The sequence below is a fragment of the Streptomyces sp. rh34 genome (assembly GCF_002551245.1).
In the GTDB taxonomy this organism is placed as follows: Bacteria; Actinomycetota; Actinomycetes; order Streptomycetales; family Streptomycetaceae; genus Streptomyces.
Map to the genome: position 1 here is coordinate 1 of NZ_NTGZ01000135.1, position 20430 is coordinate 20430.

Here is a 20430-nt window from a genome sequence, read left to right on the forward strand (position 1 = left end):
GCGTCGGGCACGGGCGCGGAGCTGCGGGACTCCTCGCGGCTGCGCAGCGCGCCCTGGCTGGCCGTGGCGGTCGCGGACCGGCCCTCCCACGCGGCGTCGGCGCGGGTGCGGCTGGCGGCGGTGGTCGACGAGTCCACCGCGCTGCTGGCCGCCGGGCATCTGCGGGTGCGGGGCGAGGAGGTCCGCTGGGTGGACGGCGAGGTGGTGGCCCGGTCGGTGGACCGGCTGGGGGCGGTGGAGCTGGCGGCACGGCCGCTGAGGCAGCCCGATCCGGAGCTGGTGCGCGGGGCCCTGGTGGAGGGGCTGCGGCGCGAGGGGCTCGGGCTGCTGCGGTGGACCCGGGACAGTGAGCAGCTGCGGCTGCGCCTGGCGTTCCTGCACCGGGTGCTGGGCTCGCCGTGGCCGGACGTCTCGGACGGGGCGCTGCTCGCGGAGACCGGGGCGTGGCTGGAGCCGGAGCTGTCGCGGGCGCGGCGGCGTTCCGATCTGGGCCGGATCGACGCGGGCCAGGCGTTGCGGCGGCTGCTGCCCTGGGCGACCGGGGAGGCCGCCCGGCTGGACGAGCTGGCGCCGGAGCGGATCGAGGTGCCGAGCGGCTCCCGTATCAGGGTCGAGTACGGCGGCGAGCAGCCCGTCCTGGCGGTGAAGCTCCAGGAGTTGTTCGGGATGGGCGAGACGCCCCGGGTGGCCGGGGTGCCGGTCCTGGTGCACCTGCTCTCCCCCGCCGGGCGGCCCGCGGCCGTCACGGCGGACCTGGCGTCGTTCTGGCAGGAGGGTTACAAGGCGGTGCGGGCGGAGCTGCGGGGCCGCTACCCGAAGCATCCGTGGCCGGAGGACCCCACGACCGTGCCGGCGACGCGGTTCACCTCGGCGCGGCTCAAGCGGTCGTAGGGCTGTCCGCGGCCCGGGACCTCGCCTCCAGCCAGAGGGCGAGCGCGAGCAGTCCGATGCCGAGGCCGAGGAAGCCCCAGGGCAGGTACGAGGTGAGGAGGAGGACCAGGACGCGCTGGGACTTCACCAGCTCCACGGTGTCCGCGATGTAGTCCTCGCGCATCTTCACATGGCCGGAGAACGCGGTGACGGTGTCCTGGGACATGCCCATCTTCTTGGCGTCGCGCAGCTCTTCCTCGTGGATCTCCTCGCCGTTGACGGGAGCTCCGGTGACGGGGTCGACCCAGAACATGCGCTTCGTGGTGTACCAGCGGGTCATGCCGGTCTGCGCGATCTGTTCGGCGGTGACGCCCTCGATGGGCATCTTCTTCGGCATCGGGACCTTGGTCCACGGAATGGTCTGCTCGAAGTAGTAGACCTCCAGGCCGCGGAAGGTGCGGGTCCCCCGGTAGTGGATGGGGGCGGTGGTGCGGCTCTGGGCGTCGAAGTACGCGTAGTCCCGCTTCTCGGTGAGGAAGGGCCACTTGAACTCGATGCCCTCGCGCCGGACCGGGTCGCCGTCGACCATCTCGCCGGTGGCGTTGACGGGGGCCTGGGTGTGGGCGTCGAAGATGTAGCGCTCGGGGATCTCGGAGACCATCCTGCCGTCGGGGCCCTGGATGTAGGAGAGCGCGTCCCAGACGACGACGTCGCGTCCGGCGCCGCGTTCGATCTTCTCGGACTCCTCCACGTTGCCCTTGAGCGTCTGGACGATAGTGACTTTGTCGACCTTCTCGGCCTTGAGGGTGGTGTAGTCGAGGAGGGTCGCGGGGGACGCCTCAAGGACGACCTCCTGGTACTGGCTCGGCGGGACCTTGGCCAGGCGTGGGAAGGCGTACCAGCGCAGCAGCGGCGACAGGGCGGCGAAGAACACGGCGAAGGCCAGGAGTACGAGACCGGCTCGGCGGCGCATGGTGGTGACCTCTCCCTCTGTGGCGGCTATCTCTTCGGTCCCGGGACGGTGGTCAGCAGGGGTTTCGGCGAGGTCTCCCCGGCCGGGGAGCCGACGGCGGAGATGGTGAACACGAGCACGAGGGCGGCGGCCAGTCCGATGGCGGCGGCGACGAGGGCACGCATGCTCGGCCTCCCGGGACGGTGGTCCGATGACGGCGACCTGATGGGTCGTCAGGGCTGGGGCACCGTAGCAACCGGGGCGCGAGATGAGAACACAGCGGACAGCCCCTCGGCCGGAGGACCGAGGGGCTGTGCGGTGGCTGTGCGGTACGGCGGGGTCAGGCTTCGGGGGTTTCCGTCTCCTTCGGAGCGGTCTCCTCCGAGGCCCCTTCCTCCGGGGCGGTCTCCGCCGGGGCCGTCTCCTCCGGGGCCGTCTCCTCCGGGGCGGCCTCCTCCGGGGCCTGAATGGTGAGTTCGATGACGACCGAGGCGCCACCCTCCGTGGTGAGGCGCAGTTTGAACGTGCCCTCGGTGCCGTCCGCGAAGATCTCCGGGAGCCGGAGCATGCCCTCGGCGTCCGTCGTCAGAGTGGTCAGGGTGCGGACCGGCTTGCCGGCCGCGTCCTTGAAGTACGGGCCCTTGTCGTTGTCGAAGAGCCCCAGGGAGTCCTTGACCATGGTCGCGGTGACGGCCACTCCGGCCGCGGCGGCGTCCTTGTACGTGGCCCTGACGGTGACGGCGTCCGCGAACTTCTCGCCGGGTGCGGCGACGAGCGCCTTCTCGTCGGTCCGGGCGATCGCGTCGGCCTCGCGGGCGGTGACGGTCGCCGCGTAGGTCAGGGTGCGCGGCCTGCCGGTGCCCGCGACGGCGGTCACCGTGAACTCCCCGGCCTTCTCGCCCGCCCGGAGTTCCGGTGCGGTGGCGGTGCCGTCGGCCCCGGTCCGCATCGTGACGGTCTTCTTGCCCCCGGCGAAGAGCGTGCCGGTGTTCCCGGTGACGGTGAACGTGACGGACACCTTGCCGAGCGGGGCGCCGAGCGCGTTGCGGGCGAGGACCGCGACCCGCTCGTCGAACGTCCGGCCCGCGGTGGCGCGCAGCGGGCCGGTGCCCGCGTTCTCCAGGGAGCCGAAGGTCTCGGCCGGTGTCGGCTTGGAGGTGGGCGGCTTCGGCGTCGGACTGGTGGAGCCGTCGCCGGGCTTCGAGGGGCCCGTGCTCGGCTTGCCACCCGGCTTGTCCGGGGAGGGCTTCGGACTCGGGGTGGCTCCCGGACTCGGGGTTCGCGGGTTCGGGGAGGAGCCGGAGGGGGTGCTCGGAGAGGTGGGCAGCGTTCCGGTGCCGTCGGGAATCTCGTGCGTACCGCGCTGGTAGTACGAGAACCAGGAACGGACCGTGCGCAGGTACTCCGTCGACCGGTTGTAGCTCAGCACGGCCTTGTCGAGGTCCGCGGTGATGGCCAGATCGCGGTCGTTGGCGCAGAGGTAGCGGCCGGCGGCGAGCGCCGCGTCATAGATGTTGTTGGGGTCCTTGCGGCCGTCGCCGTTCGCGTCCTGGCCCCAGGAGGCCCAGGTCGACGGGATGAACTGCATCGGGCCGACCGCGCGGTCATGGACCGCGTCGCCGTCGTACGCCCCGCCGTCGGTGTCCTTGATCAGGGCGAAGCCCTGGCCGTTGAGGGCCGGGCCGAGGATCCGGGGGCTGGCGGTGCCGTTGGCGTCGACGCGCCCGCCGCGTGCCTGGCCGGACTCGACCTTGCCGATCGCCGCGAGGAGTTGCCAGGGCAGCCGGCAGGTGGGGTCGGTCGTCGCGACGGTCTGCTCGGCCTGCTTGTACGCGGCCAGGATCGACGCCGGAATGCCCGCTTCCGCGCTCCCGGTCACCGGCAGATTGCTGGAGGATCCGGGCTTGTCGGGCGTGACCAGGGGCGGAAGGTCCGTGTAGTAGGGCGAGTTGCCGGTCGCGGCGCCGTCGTCCTCGGTGCCCGCGGTGTCCTCGCCGGCCGCCTTCGGGTCACCGCCGCCGGCGGATCCGTCGGCCAGGGTCGCTGCGGGCGCCTGCGAAGCCGCGAGTGCCGCCACGGCGGCCGCCGCCACCGCGGTGGTCGTGGCCCCCTTGCGCAGACGTCGGCGAATGTGCGCTGCCATACGTTCCGGTCCCTCCCCCTCGAAGGCTGCTCGCGCTCCCCAGCGCAAGGACTTCAGCGACCCTACGGCAACTTCTGTCGCCCGAGCACGGAGCCCTGACCGCTTCTTACTGTTTTTTCACGTTCGCGGGCGCATGTTGTCCTGTCGGCCACAGAAGGGTGCCCGAACGGTCCCGCGTACGTGCCGCCATGCCGGTCACGCTCAGCCATGCCGCTGCCGTGCTCCCGGCGATCCGCCGGTGCTCAGTCGCGGCGTCGGCGGCTGCCCGGTGTTCCGGTTCGCCCCGTACGGCAGCTCGGCCCTGACCCTCGTGGTCGTCGGCCGGTTGGCGGGAAGCAGCGACGCGGGAGGGGCTCGCGACCGCGTCGTGAGCCCCTCCCGCGTCGGGTTTCCCGCTCGGGTCAGTGCGCGGCCGACTCCCAGTCCCTGCCGACGCCGACCGAGACGTCGAGCGGGGCGCGCAGCTCGACCGCGTGGGCCATCTCGTGGCGCAGGATCTCCTCGACCCGCTTCCGCTCGCCGTTCGCGATCTCCAGGACGATTTCGTCGTGGACCTGGAGCAGCATCCGCGAGGTCAGCTCCGCCTCGGTGAGCGCCCGGTCCACCCGCAGCATCGCCACCTTCACGATGTCCGCGGCCGTGCCCTGGATCGGGGCGTTGAGCGCCATCCGCTCCGCGGCCTCGCGGCGCTGGCGGTTGTCGCTGTTCAGGTCGGGGAGATAGCGGCGCCGGCCGAGGATCGTCTCCGTGTACCCGGTGGCCCTGGCCTCCTCGACGACCCGGTGGAGATAGTCCCGTACCCCGCCGAACCGCTCGAAGTAGGTGTCCATCAGCACGCGGGCCTCGGCCGGGTCGATGTTCAGCTGCTGGGAGAGGCCGAACGCGGAAAGACCGTAGGCCAGGCCGTAGGACATGGCCTTGATCTTGCGGCGCATCTCCGCGTCGACCGCGTCCTTCTCGACGCCGAAGACCTGCGAGGCGACCGTGGTGTGCAGGTCCTCGCCGGAGGTGAACGCCTCGATCAGACCGGCGTCCTCGGAGAGGTGCGCCATCACCCGCAGCTCGATCTGGCTGTAGTCCGCCGTCATCAGCGTCTCGAAGCCCTCACCGACGACGAAGCCCCGGCGGATCGCCCGGCCCTCGTCCGTACGGACGGGGATGTTCTGCAGGTTGGGGTCGGTGGAGGAGAGCCGGCCGGTCGCCGCCACCGTCTGGTTGAACGTGGTGTGGATCCGGCCGTCGGCCGCGATCGTCTTGACCAGGCCCTCGACGGTGACCCGCAGCTTGGCCTGCTCGCGGTGGCGCAGCATCAGGACCGGCAGCTCGTGCTCGGTCTGCGCCGCCAGCCAGGCCAGCGCGTCCGCGTCCGTGGTGTATCCCGTCTTGGTCTTCTTCGTCTTCGGCAGGCCCAGCTCGCCGAAGAGGATCTCCTGGAGCTGCTTGGGCGATCCGAGGTTGAACTCACGGCCCACCGCCGCGTGCGCCTCCTTGACCGCCTGCTGCACGGTCCCGGCGAACTGCTGCTCCATGGACTCCAGATGGGCCCGGTCCGCGGCGATCCCGTGCCGCTCCAGACGAGCCAGGAGAATCGACGTCGGGAGCTCCATGTCGTGCAGCAGCTCCGCCGCGCCCACCTCCTTCAGGCGCGTGGTGAAGGCGTCGCCCAGATCGAGCACGGCGCGGGCCTGCGCCATCAGGGCGTCCGCCTCGGCCCGGTCGTCCGCGCCGAAGGCCAGCTGCCCGTCGGAGGCGGCGGCCGGGGCCAGCTCCCGGCCCAGATACTCCACGGCCAGCGCGTCCAGGGCGAAGGAGCGACGGCCCGGCTTCACCAGATACGCGGCGAGCGCGGTGTCCATCGTGACGCCTTCGAGCCGCCAGCCGTGCTCGGGAAGGACCCGCATCACGTTCTTCGCGTTGTGCAGGACCTTCGGCCGCGCCGGGTCCGAGACCCAGGCGGCGAACGCCTGCTCGTCGGCCTCCTCCAGCTGCGTCGGGTCCAGCCAGGCGGCGGCCCCGTCGGCGGCGGCGAGGGCGATCTCGGTGACCGTGCCGGCGCCCAGCGACCAGGTGTCCACCGTCATGACGCCGAGCGGCTGCGCGCCGTGCGCCTCCAGCCACGGGGCGACCTCGCCGGAGCCGAGCACGGCCCCGTCCAGCTCGATACCGGCGGCGGGCGCGGGCGGCTCGGCCTCCGCCGCACCCGGGTCGACGGCGAGAAGGCGCTCGCGCAGGCTCGGGTTGCGGATCTCCAGTATGTCCAGGACACCGGTGACCGCCGTGCGGTCGTACGGGGCGCGCTCCAGCTCGGCCGGGGCCTTCGGCAGCTCCACGTCACGGACCATCTCGGTCAGCACCCGGTTCATCTTCACCGCGTCCAGGTGGTCGCGGAAATTCTGCCCCGCCTTGCCCTTGACCTCGTCGGCCCGCTCGACCAGCTCGGCGAAGGAACCGAACTGGTTGATCCACTTCGCGGCCGTCTTCTCCCCCACCCCCGGGATACCGGGGAGGTTGTCCGACGGGTCGCCGCGCAGGGCGGCGAAGTCCGGATACTGCTGAGGGGTCAGCCCGTACTTCTCGACGACCTTCTCCGGGGTGAACCGGGTCAGCTCGGAGACCCCCTTGGTGGGGTACAGCACGGTCACGTTCTCCGTGATCAGCTGGAAGGAGTCCCGGTCGCCGGTGACGATCAGCACCTCGAACCCGGCCGCCTCGGCCTGGGTCGCCAGGGTCGCGATGACGTCGTCCGCCTCGAAGCCGTCCACCGCGAACCGGTCCGCGTGCATCGCGTCCAGCAGCTCGCCGATCAGCTCGACCTGCCCCTTGAACTCGTCGGGGGTCTTGGAGCGGTTCGCCTTGTACTCCGGGAACTCCTGCGCACGCCACGTCTTGCGGGACACGTCGAACGCCACCGCGAAGTGCGTGGGCGCCTCATCACGCAGCGTGTTCGCCAGCATCGACATAAAGCCGTACACGGCATTCGTCGGCTGCCCCACCGCCGTCGTGAAATTCTCCGCGGGCAGGGCGAAGAACGCCCGGTACGCCAGGGAGTGCCCGTCCATGAGGAGCAGGCGCGGTCGGTTGTCTGCCGTCTTCTTCGATGCCGTCTCAGCCACGCCCCCGATCCTGCCACGGCCCACTGACAATCCGGACCGGCGCGACACCCGGAGGTCCGTGACAGGATCGACGGTGAGGACGTAGACACGTGGAAGAAGCGCTCGAAGGGGAGCAGCATCATGGCCACCAAGCCGCCGACCGGTGACCCGGTCCAGGACGCCCCGCAGGTCGAGCCGGCCCCGCACGCCGCCGCCGGGCTGCCGGCCGTCGCCCACTCCCTGCGCATCGCCCAGCAGCAGATGGGTGTGCGCCGCACCGCGCAGACCCTCCTCAAGGTCAACCAGAAGAACGGCTTCGACTGCCCCGGCTGCGCCTGGCCCGAGGGCGACAAGCGGCACACCGCCGAATTCTGCGAGAACGGCGCCAAGGCCGTCGCCGAGGAGGCGACGCTGCGCCGCGTCACCCCCGACTTCTTCGCCGCCCACCCGCTGGCCGACCTCGCCGAACGCAGCGGATACTGGCTGGGCCAGCAGGGCAGGATCACCCAGCCGGTGTACCTCCCCGAGGGCGCCGACCGGTACGAGGCGGTGACCTGGGAGCGGGCGTTCGCGATCATCGCCGAGGAGCTGACCGCCCTCGACTCCCGCGACGAAGCCCTCTTCTACACCTCCGGCCGCACGAGCAACGAGGCCGCGTTCCTCCTCCAGCTCTTCGCCCGCGAGTTCGGCACCAACAACCTGCCGGACTGCTCCAACATGTGCCACGAGTCGTCCGGCTCGGCGCTCACCGAGACCATCGGCGTCGGCAAGGGCAGCGTCTCGCTGGAGGACCTCCACCAGGCCGACCTGATCATCGTCGCCGGACAGAACCCCGGCACCAACCACCCCCGGATGCTGTCCGCCCTGGAAAAGGCCAAGATCTCCGGGGCGAAGATCATCTCGGTGAACCCGCTGCCCGAAGCGGGCATGGAGCGGTTCAAGAACCCCCAGACCCCCCAGGGCATGATCAAGGGCACCGCCCTCAACGACCTCTTCCTCCAGATCCGCATCGGCGGCGACCAGGCCCTCTTCCGCCTCCTCAACAAGCTGATCCTCGCCGCCGACGGAGCCGTCGACACCGCGTTCGTCACCGAACACACCCACGGCTACGAGGAGTTCACCAAGGCCGCCGAAGCGGCCGACTGGGACGAGACCCTCACCGCGACCGGTCTCACCCGCGCCGAGATCGAGCAGGCCCTCGCCCTCGTCCTCGCCTCGAAGCGCACCATCGTCTGCTGGGCGATGGGCCTCACCCAGCACAAGCACTCCGTGCCCACCATCCGCGAAGTCGTCAACTTCCTTCTCCTGCGCGGAAACATCGGCCGCCCCGGCGCCGGAGTCTGCCCGGTGCGCGGCCACTCCAACGTCCAGGGCGACCGCACCATGGGCATCTTCGAACGGCCCGCACCGGCCTTCCTCGACGCCCTCGACAAGGAGTTCGGCATCACCTCGCCGCGCCACCACGGCCTGGACGTGGTGCGCTCCATCCAGGCCCTGCGCGACGGCGACGCGAAGGTCTTCTTCGCGATGGGCGGCAACTTCGTCGCGGCCACACCCGACACCACCGTCACCGAGGCCGCGATGCGCCGCGCCCGCCTCACCGTCCACGTCTCGACCAAACTCAACCGCTCCCACGCCGTGACCGGGACCCGCGCCCTGATCCTGCCCACGCTCGGCAGGACCGACAAGGACGTCCAGGCGAGCGGCAAACAGTTCGTCACCGTCGAGGACTCCATGGGCATGGTCCACGCCTCACGCGGCAACCTCACCCCCGCGAGCCCCCACCTGCTCTCCGAGCCGGCCATCGTCGCCCGCCTCGCCCGCGCCGTCCTCGGCACCGGCTCCCGTACGGACTGGGAGGCCTTCGAGCGGGACTACGCCACCATCCGCGACCGCATCTCCCGCGTCGTCCCCGGCTTCGAGGACTTCAACACCCGCATCGCCCGCCCCGGCGGCTTCACCCTCCCCCACGCCCCCCGCGACGAGCGCCGCTTCCCCACCGCCACCGGCCGCGCCAACTTCACCGCCGCCCCCGTCGAGTACCCCGAACTCCCCGACGGCAGGCTCCTGTTGCAGACGCTGCGCTCCCACGACCAGTACAACACCACCATCTACGGCCTCAACGACCGCTACCGGGGCATCAAGGGCGGCCGCCGCATCGTCATGGTCAACCCCGAGGACGCCGCCGCCCTCGGCCTCACCGACGGCGCCTACACCGACCTCATCAGCGAGTGGAAGGACGGCGTCGAGCGCCGCGCGGACGGCTTCCGCGTCGTCCACTACCCCACCGCCCGGGGCTGCGCCGCCGCCTACTACCCGGAGACCAACGTCCTGGTCCCCCTGGACTCCACGGCGGACACCAGCAACACCCCGGCCAGCAAATCGGTCGTCGTCCGCTTCGAGGAGCCCCGGAGCACCCCCGGCAGCGACTGAAAACCGCCACTCCCTAAGCGTCCGCTCAGCCGTCTGATAAGAACGGTGCAGACAGCAACGAACGAGCGCACCGAAACGGAGCCGGATCCATGGGCGAGCACACCGCACCCCTCTTCCCGCAGGAAGTCATCGACGAATACGCGGCACTCGGCGTCGACCTGCCCGCCCTCTTCTCCGCCGGCCACCTCGGCGAGCGCATGGGCGTGACCATCGTCGAGGCCTCCGCCGACCGCGTCGTCGGCACCATGCCCGTCGAGGGCAACACCCAGCCCTACGGCCTCCTGCACGGCGGCGCCTCCGCCGTCCTCGCCGAAACCCTCGGATCCATCGGCTCCATGCTCCACGGCGGAGCCTCCAGGATCGCCGTCGGCGTCGACCTCAACTGCACCCACCACCGGGGCGCCCGCAGCGGCCTCGTGACCGGCGTCGCCACCCCCGTACACCAGGGCCGCTCCACCGCCACGTACGAGATCGTCATCACCGACGAACAGGACAAGCGGGTCTGCACCGCACGCCTCACCTGCCTCCTCCGCGACGCCCCCCGACCCGGAGCAAGCTGACCCCCACCACGGACCGCCCCCTCCACCCCCACGGCGAAACCCCACCCTGCCCGGCCAGAACCGCACCCGCGCGTTCCGGCCGGGCAGTGTCATATCCCCACCGAAAAACGACAGTTGGCCAACACACTCGGTCAACTTCCTTGACGCCACCGCGCGTTCCATGAGCCACTCAGCAGCCACATCAGCCCCCACGACCCCGGGGACCCCACCGCCGATGTAACACTGCGTAACGTGCAGGCAATGCGGAATCCAGCCGCACCCCCCGGCCACAGACACCCGGGGAGCTTCGCCGCGCCCACCACGACCACCGAACCGCGTCAGCACCAAGATCACCCCAAGCCCCTTAGCAGAGCTGCGCGTTCTCACCATGTGGTCCCTTCGCAGTCCAGGCGAAACCGCCACATGTCCTCACAGGAACCTCAAGCCTTGCTCAAGGGCATAACAAGAGAGTCACATCCGCCGCCGACCAGTCCCGGTGGCCCCCGGCTGCGCTTAGAGTCACCGCCAGTCACCGCGCCGCCGGGCGCGTCTGCTGCACGGCCCTGTACCAACCCAGTACGGCCCGGCGATCGTCACGGCACCTCAAGCAGAGGAGGCCGCGCCAGGGAAAGGACTTTTCGTGCGACACCGTTCTTTGCTCATACTCACCGCAGTGCTCACCACCGGAGCACTCACCCTCACCGCCTGCGGTTCGCGCGACGACAGCAAGAGCAGCAGCGGCGACGGAGGCAACCAGACGGTCGTCATCGGCCTCGACGCCCCGCTCACCGGCGACCTGTCCGCCCTCGGCCTCGGCATCAAGAACTCCGCCGACCTCGCCGTCAAGACGGCGAACAAGGAAAAGACCGTCCCCGGCATCACCTTCAAGCTGGAAGCACTCGACGACCAGGCCCAGCCCTCCGTCGGCCAGCAGAACGCCGTCAAGCTCATCGGCACCAAAGAGGTCCTCGGCGTCGTCGGCCCGCTGAACTCCGGCGTCGCCCAGTCGATGCAGAAGCCCCTCAACGACGCCAAGCTGACCCAGGTCTCCCCGGCCAACACCGGCACCGAGCTGACCCAGGGCAACAACTGGAAGACCGGCGACAAGAAGCGCCCCTTCGCCTCCTACTTCCGCACCGCCACCACGGACCAGATCCAGGGCGCCTTCGCGGCCAAGTACCTCTTCGAGACCGCGAAGATCAAGGACGTCTACCTCATCGACGACCAGAAGCCCTACGGCGCCGGTCTCGCCGCCTCCTTCAAGGCGACGTTCACCGAACTCGGCGGCAAGATCGTCGGCACCGACCACGTGAACCCCGAGGACCGCGACTTCAACTCCGTCGCCACCAAGGTCAAGAGCTCCAAGGCCAAGGCCGTCTACTACGGCGGCGAGTACCCCGCCGGCGCCCCGCTGAGCCAGCAGATCAAGGACAGCGTCAAGATCCCCTTCATGGGCGGCGACGGCATGTACAGCGCCGACTTCATCAAGCTCAACAAGAAGGCCGAAGGCGACATCGCCACCTCCGTCGGCAAGCCCGTCGAGGAGCTCGAGTCCGCCAAGAAGTTCATCGCCGACTACAAGACGGCCGGCTACAAGGACGCCTACGAGGCCTACGGCGGCGGCACCTACGACGCCACCTGGTCCATCATCGAAGCCGTCAAGATCGTCGCCGCCGAGAACGACGGCAAGATCCCCGCTGACGACGGCCGCGCCAAGGTCCTCGCAGCCATGGACAAGGTCAAGTTCGACGGCGTCACCGGGCCCGTCTCCTTCGACGAGTACGGCGACACCACCAACACCCTGATGACCGCCTACCAGGTCACCGGCGGCAAGTGGGTCTCCAAGGTCAGCAGCACCGTCGAGTAACCACCGGCCGGGCCACAACCCCGCCACCATCACACAAAGCAACCAGACCGCGCGGGAGCGCTACGAGCCCTCCCGCGCGGTGCCATATCCGAACCACTCCACGGAGGCCCTGCGGTGAACGAACTGCCGCAACAGCTGGCCAATGGACTCATCCTCGGCGCGATGTACGGTCTCATCGCGATCGGTTACACGATGGTCTACGGAATCATCCAGCTCATCAACTTCGCGCACGGCGAGATCTTCATGATCGGGGGCTTCGGAGCCCTCACGGTCTACCTCGGGCTTCCGTCCGGATTCTCCCTCATAGCCGCGATACCCCTCATGATCGTCGGCGGAGTCATAGCCGCCGTCGCCATCAGCATGGCCGCCGAACGCTTCGCCTACCGCCCCCTGCGCGGCGGACCACGCCTGGCACCACTCATCACCGCCATCGGGCTCTCCCTCGCCCTCCAGCAAGCGGTATGGATGTGGTACCCCAACGCCACGAAGGACCGCTCCTTCCCCCAGTTCGAAGGCGAATCCTTCGACATCCTCGGCGCCACCATCCAGCGCGGCGACATCTTCGTCCTCGTCGTCGCCCCCCTGTGCATGCTCGCCCTCGGCTTCTTCGTCTCCAAGACCCGGGCCGGCCGCGGCATGCAGGCCACCTCCCAGGACCCCGACACCGCCAAGCTCATGGGCATCAACACCGACCGCATCATCGTCATGGCCTTCGCCATCGGTGCCGCGTTCGCCGCCGTCGCCGCCGTCGCCTACGGGCTCAAGAACGGCCAGATCGGCTTCCGCATGGGCTTCATCATGGGCCTCAAGGCCTTCACCGCAGCCGTACTCGGCGGCATCGGCAACATCTACGGCGCCATGCTCGGCGGCATCGTCCTCGGCGTCGCCGAAGCCCTCGCCACCGGCTACATGAGCGAAGTCCCCGGCATGGAACTCTTCGGCGGCGGCGCCTGGAAGGACGTATGGGCCTTCGCGCTCCTCATCATCGTCCTCCTCGTACGCCCCCAGGGCCTGCTCGGCGAACGCGTCGCGGATCGGGCGTGATGACCATGACCACCAAGACCACACCCGCCAACAGCGCCCTCATCGCGCTGCCCGCCGCCCGCCACATCACCACCGCCGGCGCGGCCATCACCCTCATCGGCACCTTCCTCGCCTGGACCTGGACCGCCGAGTTCCCCGGCGACCTCACCGTCACCGGCTACCCCGGCGGCCTCCAGGTCCTCACCCTCGTCGGCACGGTCCTCACCCTCCTGTTCGCCCTCTCGGGCTACGGAATCAAGGGACTCCACTGGCTCACCCCCGGCGGCGCCAACAGCCCCGTCCGACTCGCCGCCCTCGGCGTCCTCGGCACCACCGCCTTCACCATCGGCGCCATCGCCGTCAAACTCGGCGGCGTCGTCAACCTGGAACCCGGAGCCTGGGTCAGCCTCCTCGGCGCGATCATCGCCACCGTCGCCGCCCTCGGCCTCCCCAGCGACCAGGAACTCGACGACACCACCCGCCCCACCCCGCTCAACCGCTTCATCAACTGCCTCCGGGCCCCCGCGCCCACACGCGCCAAGGAACTCCCCAACTGGGCCGAGATCCTCATCATCGCCGGAGCCTTCGGCGTCGCCCTCCACGTCTTCACGTACGGCATCGACACCGAGTACGCCGAACTCTTCATCGGCTACATCATCAGCGTCGCGTTCGGCTTCTCGGCCCTCACCCGGGCCGGGCTCATCGCCCGGATCACCCGGCTGACCACCAAGCACCGCAACGTCACCCTCGCCGCCGCGCTCATCGCGGCGTTCTGCTTCCCCTTCACCCAGCAGAACGAGCAGTACGCCCTCATCGGCGCGAACATCCTCATCTTCGCGACCGTCGCGCTCGGCCTCAACGTCGTCGTCGGCCTCGCCGGCCTCCTCGACCTCGGATACGTCGCCTTCCTCGGCGTCGGCGCCTACGCCGCCGCCCTGGTATCCGGCTCCCCGCTCTCCCCCGTCGGCGTCCAGTTCCCCTTCTGGGCCGCCGTCCTCACCGGCGCCGCAGCCTCACTGATCTTCGGCGTCGTCATCGGCGCTCCGACCCTCCGACTGCGCGGCGACTACCTCGCCATCGTCACCCTCGGATTCGGCGAGATCTTCCGCCTCACCGTCAACGCCCTCAACGGCGTCAGCGGCCCCGACCTCACCAACGGCTCCCAAGGCATCCCCAGCATCCCCGACCTCAACCTCTTCGGCTTCGACTTCGGCATCAGCCACAACATCGCCGGATTCACCCTCGGCAGGTCGGCCAACTACTACCTGCTGATGCTCGCCTTCACCGCCGTCGTCGTCCTGGTCTTCCGACGCTCCGGAGAATCCCGCATCGGCCGCGCCTGGGTCGCCATCCGCGAGGACGAGACCGCGGCCACCGCCATGGGCATCAACGCCTTCCGGCTCAAGCTGCTCGCCTTCGCCCTCGGCGCCACCCTCGCCGGACTCGCCGGTACCGTCCAGGCCCACGTCTCCTACACCGTGACGCCCGAGCAGTACCAGTTCGCCGGCTCCGTGCCCCCGAACTCCGCCTTCCTCCTCGCCGCCGTCATCCTCGGCGGCATGGGAACCCTCAGCGGACCCCTCGTCGGCGCCGCACTGCTCTACCTCATCCCGGCCAAGCTGCAGTTCATGCAGGACTACCAGCTCTTCCTCTTCGGCATCGCACTCATCCTCCTGATGCGCTTCCGCCCCGAAGGGCTCGTCGCCGACCGCAGGAAGCAGCTCGAATTCCACGAGACCGGCCAACTCGACGTCCCACCGGACACCCCACTCACCGACCAGGCCGCCGGCACCACGAAGGCGGGGGCGTGATCACATGACCACCACAACAACCACCCCGGCCAGCCCGACCAGCCCGGCCACCACGGTCCTCGACGCCAGCGGCGTCACCATGCGCTTCGGCGGACTCACCGCCGTACGCGGCGTCGACCTCACCGTCAACAGCGGCGAGATCGTCGGACTCATCGGCCCCAACGGCGCCGGCAAGACCACCTTCTTCAACTGCCTCACCGGCCTCTACATCCCCACCGAGGGCAAGGTCAGCTACAAGGGCACCGTCCTGCCGCCCAAGCCCCACCTCGTCACCAAGGCCGGCATCGCCCGCACCTTCCAGAACATCCGGCTCTTCGCCAACATGACCGTCCTGGAGAACGTCCTCGTCGGACGCCACACCCGGACCAAGGAAGGCCTCTGGTCGGCCCTCCTGCGCCTCCCCGGCTACCACAAGGCAGAAGACGCCAGCCGCGAACGCGCCATGGAACTCCTGGAGTTCATCGGCCTCCAGGACAAGGCCGACCACCTCGCGCGCAACCTCCCCTACGGAGACCAGCGCAAGCTGGAAATCGCCCGCGCACTCGCCAGCGACCCCGGACTCCTCCTCCTGGACGAGCCCACCGCCGGCATGAACCCCCAGGAAACCCGCGTCACCGAAGAACTCATCTTCGCCATCCGGGACCAGGGCATCGCCGTCCTCGTCATCGAGCACGACATGCGGTTCATCTTCAACCTCTGCGACCGCGTCGCCTGCCTCGTCCAGGGCGAGAAACTCGTCGAAGGCACCCCCGGCGACGTCCAAGCCGACGAACGCGTCGTCGCCGCCTACCTCGGCACCCCCTTCGAAGGCGCCCCCGGCGCCGAAGAAGTCGCCGAGGTGCAGGCCGCCGAGGCCCACGCCGAAACAACCACCGGCACCACCGCTCCGGCGAAGGACACCACGCCCGACACCACCAGCACCGATGAGGAGGGCACCCGATGACCGCACTGCTAGAGGTCGAAGACCTCCGGGTCGCCTACGGCAAGATCGAAGCGGTCAAGGGCATCTCCTTCACCGTCGACGCCGGCCAGGTCGTCACCCTCATCGGCACCAACGGCGCGGGCAAGACCACCACCCTGCGCACCCTCTCCGGACTGCTCAAGCCGCTCGGCGGCCGCATCCTCTTCGAGGGCAAGCCGCTGGCCAACATCCCCGCCCACAAGATCGTCTCCCTGGGCATCGCCCACTCCCCCGAGGGACGCCACATCTTCCCCCGGCTGACGATCACCGAGAACCTCCTCCTCGGCGCCTACCTCCGCAACGACAAGGCAGGCATCGAGAAGGACGTCCAGCGCGCCTACGACCTCTTCCCCATCCTCGGGGAACGCCGAAAGCAGGCCGCGGGCACCCTCTCGGGCGGCGAGCAGCAGATGCTCGCCATGGGACGCGCCATGATGTCCCAGCCCAAGCTGCTCATGCTCGACGAGCCCTCCATGGGACTCTCCCCGATCATGATGCAGAAGATCATGGAGACCATCGTCGAGCTCAAGGCGTCGGGCACCACGATCCTGCTCGTCGAGCAGAACGCCCAGGCCGCCCTGTCCCTCGCGGACCAGGGTCACGTCATGGAGGTCGGCAAGATCGTCCTCTCCGGCGCGGGCTCGGACCTGCTCCACGACGAGTCGGTCCGCAAGGCCTACCTCGGCGAGGACTGACACCCCGCCGTACGCGAGAGGCCCGCACCCCGATCTCCCGGGGTGCGGGCCTCTCGCTTTTCGTACGTCCACGCGGCTACTCGGCCGACTTCTTCTTCTCCTCGGCGTCCTCGATCAGCGCCTCCGCCAGCTGCTGCATGGACATCCGGCGGTCCATCGACGTCTTCTGGATCCACCGGAACGCGGCCGGCTCGGAGAGCCCGTAATCCGTCTGCAGGATGCTCTTGGCCCGGTCCACCAGCTTCCGGGTCTCCAGCCGCTGCGACAGGTCCGCGATCTCGCTCTCCAGCGCCTTCAGCTCCGCGAACCGCGAGACGGCCATCTCGATGGCCGGCACCACGTCGCTCTTGCTGAACGGCTTCACCAGATACGCCATGGCCCCGGCGTCACGGGCCCGCTCGACGAGGTCGCGCTGCGAGAAGGCGGTGAGCATCAGGACCGGGGCGATGGACTCCTCGGCGATCTTCTCGGCGGCGGAGATCCCGTCGAGCACCGGCATCTTCACGTCCAGGATGACCAGGTCCGGCCTGTGCTCCCGGGCCAGCTCGACGGCCTGCTGCCCGTCGCCCGCCTCACCGACGACGGAGTAGCCCTCCTCCTCCAGCATCTCCTTGAGGTCGAGCCGGATGAGGGCCTCGTCCTCGGCGATGACGACGCGGGTCGTCAGCGGCGGGACGTGCGACTTGTCGTCGTCGACGGCGTCTACGGGCTGGGGCGACTCGGGGGTGGTCACGCGGCTCCTCGGTATGGGGCAGATACTGCTGCCACGAGCCTACCTAGCTCCTGTAAGGTAGTGACGCGCAGGGCAGCAATGACCCTTCCTTTCTAAGGCCCCAGTACTCCAACTGGTTAGAGAGGCCGCTCTCAAACAGCGGACAGTGTGGGTTCGAATCCCACCTGGGGCACTTTTCCTTGGATTCCAAGGCGCAAGGCGATTCAGTGAACTTCACTTGATCTGAGTACGCGCGCGCCATTTCACGCCGGATCACCGCTTGCGCGACAAGACTCGGCAACATGTACGACGTGGGAACCCGCGAGCGAGCTCTGGCTCTCGTCGCGCAAGGACGCAGCCTCAATTCCGTAAGCAAGCAGACCGGGATATCGCGCGCCGCGATTCGTTCCTGGCAGACGCGCCTGGAACCACTCGACCGAGGCGTCCCCTGCCCGAGGTGCTCCGAAGCACCCACGGCGATCGAGGCCCCCTCCGCGTACGCCTACTTACTGGGGCTCTACCTCGGGGACGGCTGTATCAGCGCGGGCAAACGAGGCGTGTACTCCCTGCGTATCGCGTGCGCCGACGCATGGCCGGGACTCATCGACGCCTGCGCGGAAGCAATGCAGATCGCGCGACCCCTCAACAAGGTCTGCCGGGTGGCCAGTGTGGGCTGCCAGTACGTCACTTCCTTCAGCAAGCACTGGCCCTGCCTCTTCCCTCAGCACGGCCCCGGCAAGGAACATGACCGCCGGATCGCCCTCGAACCGTGGCAGCTGGAAATCGTGGACGCCCATCCCTGGGAATTCATCCGCGGCCTCATCCACTCCGACGGCTGCCGGATCATCAACTGGGCCACGCGCCTGGTCCGCGGCGAGCGCAAGCGTTACGAGTACCCTCGGTACTTCTTCACCAACAAGTCCGATGACATCCGCAAGCTCTTCAGCGACACCCTCACCGCCGTGGGCGTCGAGTGGACGACCCTCGCGCGTGGCAGCGATCCGTTGAACGTCTCCGTAGCCCGACGGGCATCCGTCGCCCTCATGGATGCGCACGTCGGGCCGAAATACTGAGCCGCCCTACTTCGGGCTGTCGTCCTCGCCGATGTGGTGGACGCGGACCAGATTCGTGGAGCCCGCGACGCCCGGCGGGGAGCCGGCGGTGATGACCACGACGTCGCCCTTCTCGCAGCGGCCGATGCGCAGGAGCTCCTCGTCGACCTGGGCGACCATCGCGTCCGTGGAGTCGACGTGCGGGCCGAGGAAGGTCTCGACGCCCCAGGTGAGGTTGAGCTGGGCGCGGGTGGCCTCGTCGGGGGTGAAGGCGAGGAGCGGGATGGGTGAGCGGTAGCGGGAGAGGCGCTTGACCGTGTCGCCGCTCTGGGTGAAGGCGACGAGGAACTTCGCGCCGAGGAAGTCGCCCATCTCGGCTGCGGCCCTCGCGACGGCGCCGCCCTGGGTGCGGGGCTTGTTGCGTTCGGTGAGGGGCGGGAGGCCCTTGGCGAGGAGGTCTTCCTCGGCGGCCTCGACGATGCGGGACATGGTGCGGACGGTCTCGGTGGGGTATTTGCCGACGCTGGTCTCGCCGGAGAGCATCACCGCGTCGGTGCCGTCGATGATGGCGTTGGCGACGTCGGAGGCTTCGGCGCGGGTGGGGCGGGAGTTGTCGATCATCGAGTCGAGCATCTGGGTGGCGACGATGACCGGTTTGGCGTTGCGCCGGGCGAGCTTGATGGCGCGCTTCTGGACGATCGGGACCTGTTCCAGGGGCATTTCGACGCCGAGGTCGCCGCGGGCGACCATGATGCCGTCGAAGGCGGCGACGATGTCGTCGATGTTGTCGACGGCCTGGGGTTTTTCGACCTTGGCGATGACGGGGAGGCGGCGGTTCTCCTCGTCCATGATGCGGTGGACGTCGTCGATGTCGCGTCCGGTGCGGACGAAGGACAGGGCGATGATGTCGGCGCCGGCGCGCAGGGCCCAGCGGAGGTCGTCGATGTCCTTTTCGGAGAGGGCGGGGACGGAGACGGCGACGCCGGGGAGGTTGAGTCCCTTGTTGTCGGAGACCATGCCGCCTTCGATGACGGTGGTGTGGACGCGGGGGCCTTCGACGCCGGTGACTTCGAGGGTGACGCGGCCGTCGTCGACGAGGATGCGTTCGCCGGTGGTGACGTCGGCGGCGAGTCCGTCGTAGGTGGTGCCGCAGATGTCGCCGGTGCCCTGTCCTTCGAGGGGTTCGACGGTGATGGTGAAGGTGTCGCCGCGTTCAAGGAGTACGGGGCCTTCGCGGAAGCGTCCGAGGCGGATCTTCGGGCCTTGAAGGTCGGCGAGGATGCCGACGCTGCGGCCGGTTTCCTCGGACGCTTTGCGGACGTGGTGGTAGCGCTCTTGGTGTTCGGCGTAGCTGCCGTGGCTGAGGTTGAAGCGGGCGATGTCCATTCCCGCTTCGACCAGGGCTTTGATCTGGTCGTATGTGTCGGTTGCGGGTCCCAGGGTACAAACGATTTTCGCTCGGCGCATGGTTCGAGACTAAACCTTACCTACGGGTAGGTATTTGGCTCTGCGTGACACCTCAACAACCTTCTCATGAAGGGTTGTTGACAACTGTTGAATTGTGCAGCGGGGTGCTCTGATGAGCGTTTATCCGAGGTTCGGCGGGTCGAGTGTGAAGGAGGCTTCGACCTGGGCGTCGACGGTCTGGCGTACGGGTTCGAGGTCGACGGGTGCGGCGTCGGTGGCGGCTTCCGTGCCCGCGCCTCGGTAGGTCATCGCCTGGGTGGAGAAGCCTGCCCGGGCCATGTGGGGCTCGCTGTGGGTGCCGGTGTCGCTGAGTTCGAGGAGGGCGTCGAGTCGGGTGTCGAGGGCTTCGGCGTACTCGCGGGCGCGTTGGAGTGCTTCCTGGACGGCCTGGCGGCGGGCGGCGGCGTGGTGGGGGGAGGTGGGGCGCAGTGCCCACCAGGGGCCGTCGACGCGGGTGAGGTCGTGGTCGGCGAGGCGGGCGATGAGTTCGCCGAGTGCGGTGAAGTCGTTGAGTGTGGCGGTGAGTTGGATGCTGCCGTGGTAGGCGCGGATGCGTTCGGCGCGGCCGTGGCGGGTGAGTTCGGGGCGGATGGTGAGGGTGCCGGTTTCCAGTTTCTCGATGGCGTCGCCGTAGGTCTTGATGAGGTCGAGGGTGGTGGTGTTGCGGCGGGTGAGGTCGTCGAGGGTGGTGCGGCGGTCGGTGCCGCGGGCGGTGAGGGTGATGGTGATGTGGGCGATTTCGGGGTCGACTTCGAGGTGGGCTTCGCCGCGGACGGTGACGTGAGGGGTGGTGGGGGTTCCGTAGGGGTGGTG

At 69.2% G+C, this 20430-nt stretch carries 16 protein-coding genes and 1 tRNA gene; 10 read left to right on the plus strand and 7 right to left on the minus strand.

Going from position 1 to position 20430, the window contains the following annotated elements:
• A partial coding sequence (locus CR470_RS23005) for an ATP-dependent helicase C-terminal domain-containing protein (protein ID WP_306667808.1) occupies positions 1 to 891 on the plus strand: 891 nt, incomplete at its 5' end.
• On the opposite strand, the gene CR470_RS23010 is transcribed toward CR470_RS23005, so the two are convergent.
• The 4 genes from CR470_RS23010 to polA form a co-directional block, all read right to left on the minus strand.
• Positions 878 to 1843: a DUF3068 domain-containing protein gene (locus tag CR470_RS23010; RefSeq protein ID WP_097869448.1), complete on the minus strand. Its 966-nt coding sequence runs from the start codon at positions 1841 to 1843 to the stop codon at positions 878 to 880. The two genes, CR470_RS23005 and CR470_RS23010, sit on opposite strands and share 14 nt — an antisense overlap.
• A 26-nt stretch (positions 1844 to 1869) precedes the next feature.
• Positions 1870 to 2007, minus strand: coding sequence for an SPW_0924 family protein (locus tag CR470_RS38855; protein ID WP_107085744.1), 138 nt, complete (start codon positions 2005 to 2007; stop codon positions 1870 to 1872).
• 155 nt (positions 2008 to 2162) lie between these two features.
• The gene (locus CR470_RS23015; RefSeq protein ID WP_097869449.1) at positions 2163 to 3965 is read right to left on the minus strand and encodes a lytic murein transglycosylase; all 1803 of its coding nucleotides are present in this window, start codon (positions 3963 to 3965) and stop codon (positions 2163 to 2165) included.
• A gap of 401 nt (positions 3966 to 4366) precedes the next feature.
• Positions 4367 to 7078 (minus strand): DNA polymerase I, encoded by a 2712-nt coding sequence (polA, locus tag CR470_RS23020; protein WP_097869450.1) that lies wholly within the window; start codon positions 7076 to 7078, stop codon positions 4367 to 4369.
• A 120-nt stretch (positions 7079 to 7198) separates the two neighbouring features.
• Between polA and CR470_RS23025 the strand changes: the two genes are divergently transcribed.
• From CR470_RS23025 to CR470_RS23055, 7 genes are all read left to right on the plus strand, one after another.
• Entirely contained in the window at positions 7199 to 9490 is a 2292-nt protein-coding gene (locus CR470_RS23025) for an FdhF/YdeP family oxidoreductase (protein ID WP_097869451.1), read from the plus strand.
• 89 nt (positions 9491 to 9579) lie between these two features.
• Positions 9580 to 10050 carry a PaaI family thioesterase gene (locus tag CR470_RS23030; protein ID WP_097869452.1) on the plus strand — a complete coding sequence of 157 codons (471 nt, stop codon included), beginning with the start codon at positions 9580 to 9582 and terminating at the stop codon, positions 10048 to 10050.
• A 634-nt stretch (positions 10051 to 10684) separates the two neighbouring features.
• A complete protein-coding gene (locus CR470_RS23035; RefSeq protein ID WP_097869453.1) occupies positions 10685 to 11896 on the plus strand; it encodes a branched-chain amino acid ABC transporter substrate-binding protein in 1212 nt (403 codons plus the stop codon).
• A gap of 114 nt (positions 11897 to 12010) precedes the next feature.
• Entirely contained in the window at positions 12011 to 12940 is a 930-nt protein-coding gene (locus CR470_RS23040; protein ID WP_097869454.1) for a branched-chain amino acid ABC transporter permease, read from the plus strand.
• A 5-nt stretch (positions 12941 to 12945) separates the two neighbouring features.
• Positions 12946 to 14730: a branched-chain amino acid ABC transporter permease gene (locus CR470_RS23045; protein WP_097869459.1), complete on the plus strand. Its 1785-nt coding sequence runs from the start codon at positions 12946 to 12948 to the stop codon at positions 14728 to 14730.
• A gap of 4 nt (positions 14731 to 14734) precedes the next feature.
• Positions 14735 to 15673, plus strand: coding sequence for an ABC transporter ATP-binding protein (locus CR470_RS23050; protein ID WP_097869455.1), 939 nt, complete (start codon positions 14735 to 14737; stop codon positions 15671 to 15673).
• A complete protein-coding gene (locus CR470_RS23055; protein ID WP_018957575.1) occupies positions 15670 to 16386 on the plus strand; it encodes an ABC transporter ATP-binding protein in 717 nt (238 codons plus the stop codon). Before CR470_RS23050 ends, CR470_RS23055 begins: the two co-directional genes overlap by 4 nt.
• A gap of 76 nt (positions 16387 to 16462) precedes the next feature.
• Here the strand turns inward: CR470_RS23055 and CR470_RS23060 are convergent, their stop codons facing one another.
• On the minus strand, positions 16463 to 17119 hold the full coding sequence (locus tag CR470_RS23060) for an ANTAR domain-containing response regulator (RefSeq protein ID WP_007460230.1): 657 nt from the start codon (positions 17117 to 17119) through the stop codon (positions 16463 to 16465).
• A gap of 97 nt (positions 17120 to 17216) precedes the next feature.
• Here CR470_RS23060 and CR470_RS23065 point away from each other — a divergent pair.
• Both CR470_RS23065 and CR470_RS23070 read left to right on the plus strand, forming a co-directional pair.
• Positions 17217 to 17291: transfer RNA gene (locus CR470_RS23065), tRNA-Leu, on the plus strand.
• A gap of 109 nt (positions 17292 to 17400) precedes the next feature.
• Entirely contained in the window at positions 17401 to 18171 is a 771-nt protein-coding gene (locus CR470_RS23070) for a helix-turn-helix domain-containing protein (RefSeq protein WP_179892351.1), read from the plus strand.
• Between the two features lie 6 nt (positions 18172 to 18177).
• On the opposite strand, the gene pyk is transcribed toward CR470_RS23070, so the two are convergent.
• Together pyk and CR470_RS23080 are read right to left on the minus strand one after the other, a co-directional pair.
• Positions 18178 to 19617, minus strand: a complete 1440-nt coding sequence (gene pyk / locus CR470_RS23075; protein ID WP_097869457.1) for a pyruvate kinase — start codon at positions 19615 to 19617, stop codon at positions 18178 to 18180.
• Between the two features lie 120 nt (positions 19618 to 19737).
• On the minus strand, positions 19738 to 20430 hold a 693-nt coding region (locus CR470_RS23080), incomplete at its 5' end, for an SIMPL domain-containing protein (RefSeq protein ID WP_097869458.1).

What these genes read in the sequence shown, in the direction of transcription:
- pyk (WP_097869457.1), bottom strand. Translation starts at nt 19,617, where the DNA reads ATGCGCCGAGCGAAAATCGTTTGTACCCTGGGACCCGCAACCGACACA.
- CR470_RS23055 (WP_018957575.1), top strand. Translation starts at nt 15,670, where the DNA reads ATGACCGCACTGCTAGAGGTCGAAGACCTCCGGGTCGCCTACGGCAAG.
- CR470_RS23025 (WP_097869451.1), top strand. Translation starts at nt 7,199, where the DNA reads ATGGCCACCAAGCCGCCGACCGGTGACCCGGTCCAGGACGCCCCGCAG.
- CR470_RS23050 (WP_097869455.1), top strand. Translation starts at nt 14,735, where the DNA reads ATGACCACCACAACAACCACCCCGGCCAGCCCGACCAGCCCGGCCACC.
- CR470_RS23015 (WP_097869449.1), bottom strand. Translation starts at nt 3,965, where the DNA reads ATGGCAGCGCACATTCGCCGACGTCTGCGCAAGGGGGCCACGACCACC.
- CR470_RS23030 (WP_097869452.1), top strand. Translation starts at nt 9,580, where the DNA reads ATGGGCGAGCACACCGCACCCCTCTTCCCGCAGGAAGTCATCGACGAA.
- CR470_RS23010 (WP_097869448.1), bottom strand. Translation starts at nt 1,843, where the DNA reads ATGCGCCGCCGAGCCGGTCTCGTACTCCTGGCCTTCGCCGTGTTCTTC.
- CR470_RS38855 (WP_107085744.1), bottom strand. Translation starts at nt 2,007, where the DNA reads ATGCGTGCCCTCGTCGCCGCCGCCATCGGACTGGCCGCCGCCCTCGTG.
- CR470_RS23070 (WP_179892351.1), top strand. Translation starts at nt 17,401, where the DNA reads ATGTACGACGTGGGAACCCGCGAGCGAGCTCTGGCTCTCGTCGCGCAA.
- CR470_RS23045 (WP_097869459.1), top strand. Translation starts at nt 12,946, where the DNA reads ATGACCACCAAGACCACACCCGCCAACAGCGCCCTCATCGCGCTGCCC.